The 2,597-nt window shown below is 34.8% G+C and carries 3 protein-coding genes; 1 reads left to right on the top strand and 2 read right to left on the bottom strand.

Translation table 11 applies throughout. The features are described from left to right. Positions 1-110: 110 nt before the first annotated feature. Positions 111-485, bottom strand: coding sequence for a thioesterase family protein (locus ACP5SL_RS05845; RefSeq protein ID WP_014557916.1), 375 nt, complete (start codon positions 483-485; stop codon positions 111-113). A gap of 71 nt (positions 486-556) precedes the next feature. Between ACP5SL_RS05845 and ACP5SL_RS05850 the strand changes: the two genes are divergently transcribed. Further along, positions 557-2,293 carry a DUF4910 domain-containing protein gene (locus ACP5SL_RS05850; protein WP_193803969.1) on the top strand — a complete coding sequence of 579 codons (1,737 nt, stop codon included), beginning with the start codon at positions 557-559 and terminating at the stop codon, positions 2,291-2,293. Between the two features lie 6 nt (positions 2,294-2,299). Here the strand turns inward: ACP5SL_RS05850 and ACP5SL_RS05855 are convergent. Then, on the bottom strand, positions 2,300-2,597 hold a 298-nt coding region (locus ACP5SL_RS05855), incomplete at its 5' end, for a M55 family metallopeptidase (RefSeq protein WP_428228336.1).

The raw sequence follows: 2,597 nt of genomic DNA on the forward strand, positions 1-2,597 counted from the left end.
CAAAGCTGATCACTAGGCTTTAATAAAAATTAAAAGCTTAAAAATGTTCAAATTTCATCCTAACATTAAAAGGCAAGATTTTCAGCTGTAATATTTTTAATAAAAAATTCTCAAGCTCTTTTAGTAAAACCTTCTCTATCTACAACTCTTCTCTCATGTATTCCATATCCAATTACTCTATCTCCGCAAATGGCCTCTACCCAGAAAATAAGCCTTTTCCCGTCACTTTCAAGCAATTTAGCAACAACTTTTAGCGTTTCTCCAACCTTTGCAGGTGCTATGTGATAAACGTCGACTCTAACACCTACAGTAGTTTCATTATCTTTTAGATGCGGTTGAACACACTGTAATGCAGTCTCTTCCATAAAGTTGATCATACTTGGAGTCGCTAGAACTGATACTTCTCCAGAGCCTACATGAGACGCAGAGTGTTCTTCTTTTATTTCAAAAAACCTTGTCAATTCTATTCCTTTTTCTATGGGCATTTTAGTGCACCAGGAAATATTTATCAGTTAACTATAATTATTTCTTCATCCTTAAATTGTTTTACTGGTGATTGAAAACGATCGAAGAAATTTTAGACAAAATCCCCATCAATAAGCTTTTATCTTATACTGTAGAGCTTTCTCAATACAATAGAGTCCAAGGCGGAAGAGGAATTATAGATGCATCAAAGAGGGTTAAGGAAATACTTGAAGATTTTGGTCTAAATCCAAATTTGCATCTTTTTCAACATGATGATAGTCTCATGCCATTTGATGCAAATCTTGTGGGTTGGGAGCTAGAAGAAGGAGGATTATGGATCAAAAAACCGATTAGAGCTTTATTATCGCATACAAATAAAGCAATAACTTCTGTAATAGTGCACTCTCCACCAGGTGAAATTGCCGGAGAACTGGTATATCTTCCCTCGGGAAAATGCGATAAAAACTGTGAAAATAAGATAGTTCTAACAGATGATTGGAGCGCTACGAATTATTTTTCTTTTGTAGACAATGGAGCAATAGGAGTAATAGCGTTTAGAAGAGAAGGATCGGAAACAGCATATCCTTATTTCTCAATTTTCCCCTCATTTGAAGAAATTTCTAAAGCAAAGGCACCCGCCTTTACCGTTACAAGAGAAGATGCTATGCATTTGATATATATGATAAATAAGGGGGAAAAAGTTGAAGTTGAAGGTTATGTGAAGTCTAGATATAACAACGTCGCAAGCATTCCAGTTATTGAACACTCTTGGGGAAATGGGGAAAACGAATATCATATAATTTCTCATTTGTGCCATCCGGGCTATACAGTAAATGATAACATTAGTGGAAGCATTGGAAATATTGCAGCGTCTATAGCTATGAAATATTTAGACAGGTCAGATTTAAAGGATAATATAAGGATAAATTTTGTTTGGGTTCCTGAATACAGCGGAAGTGTAAGTTATTTAAGAAAGGCTCTTAGTGAAGGAAGAAAAATCATCGGCACTGTTAATCTTGATATGATAGGAGAAGTGCAGGATATAACAGGGTCATCTCTCAATTTTGTCAGGTCTCCAATATCTCTTATCTCTCCTTTAGAAGCTAGTACATTTAAATACATGTTAGATGCATTACCAAAAAGCTACGGGTTTAGCTCTATAACGACATTTCCAACAAAAAAAGTGTGGCTCATAAATTATGAAGTGGGAAGCGATCATGATGTATATGTTTCCTATGGCATACCGTCTGTTATGCTCAACATGTGGCCAGATAAATACTATCATTCAAGTGAGGACACTATAGACAAGTTCGATATAAAGCAAGTTGCATCTCTTGGTATAGCTTCACTTCTTTCCATTCTAAACGTTTTTAATGCGCCTTTGAAGGAATATATGAATATGGTTTATGGTTACGATCTAATGGCAATTGGCGACAAGGAACTAAAGAAATACAGAGAAACGCTTTACTGCGAAGCCGCTCAAAGACTGAGTGTTTCTCCTTTTTACTGCGAAGGTGTCAAGCATCAGGCAAATGATAAAAGCTTTTCAATTGAATTAAAAGTCAATGGTTTTCCTTCAATTAGATTGTTACGGAAGGTTCTAAGCAAAGAAGAACTTGATGAAATAATGAAGATGTTTGAAACTAAACGGTACATGAGGACAGCAAACTCTCTAGTTTCGGTAATATTATCTCAAAGAAAAAAGACAAGTTTTAGTGAGTTAAAATACATCTTGTCTGGTGAGCTGGGAATAAAAATTGAGGACATAGATCTAAATACCTTGCTAAAAGCGCATGAAAAAGTAGGAACCATTTATATTAAAAAATAAAATTATTTATTTTTCAATAATACTTCTCAAGCCATATGAAGCAAATACTAGCAATTCTAATATTTTGTAAGCATCATTAATGCTCTCAGCTGAATATTCAATTGCAGTTCCACTTATTCGTTTTACGATAGGTAAATATTCTGCTAAATCTGCATAACCAGTATTTAGAAAATCTATTTTAACTTTCACAGGTTTATCCACAGCTATCATTCTAACTTCATTAGCATTCATCCTCCTCACAGCTTCCTTAACTCCTTGAGCTAGATCCTCATTGAGCTTTTCAATAGATGGGCTTATAGATGAG

The organism is Fervidicoccus sp., from assembly GCF_049967375.1.
GTDB classification, from domain to species: Archaea; Thermoproteota; Thermoprotei_A; order Sulfolobales; family Fervidicoccaceae; genus Fervidicoccus; species Fervidicoccus fontis.